Genomic DNA, 264 nt, shown 5'->3' with positions numbered 1-264 from the left:
AATGTTGATATCCATTCTCAATGGACTCTGGTGGGCCAAAATGGACTCGAACCATCGACCTCACGATTATCAGTCGTGTGCTCTAGCCAGCTGAGCTATTGGCCCTCGTCGTCGCAAACTTCGGATCCTTCGCTTCCATGCCAGCATGAAAGCTCATTCCCTCCGTTGCTCCTCCTCTCAATTCAAAACCCACTTCGTTGGGCTTTTGAATTGGTTGGACGGGGGATGCGCAGTTTGCACCCTCTAAATTAAACAATGAGAAAC

1 protein-coding gene and 1 tRNA gene are annotated in these 264 nt (G+C 49.2%); both read right to left on the bottom strand.

Annotated elements, in window-relative coordinates:
• Positions 1–28: 28 nt before the first annotated feature.
• A tRNA-Ile gene (locus H9X86_RS12290) sits at positions 29–105 on the bottom strand.
• Positions 83–264 (bottom strand): hypothetical protein (locus tag H9X86_RS12285; RefSeq protein ID WP_204901765.1); only part of this gene is annotated, 182 nt, incomplete at its 5' end. The genes H9X86_RS12285 and H9X86_RS12290, both read right to left, overlap by 23 nt.

The sequence above is a fragment of the Pseudoflavonifractor capillosus genome (assembly GCF_016902575.1).
Taxonomy (GTDB): Bacteria; Bacillota; Clostridia; order Oscillospirales; family Oscillospiraceae; genus Enterenecus; species Enterenecus capillosus_A.
This window is presented reverse-complemented; position numbering and strand designations above follow the sequence as displayed.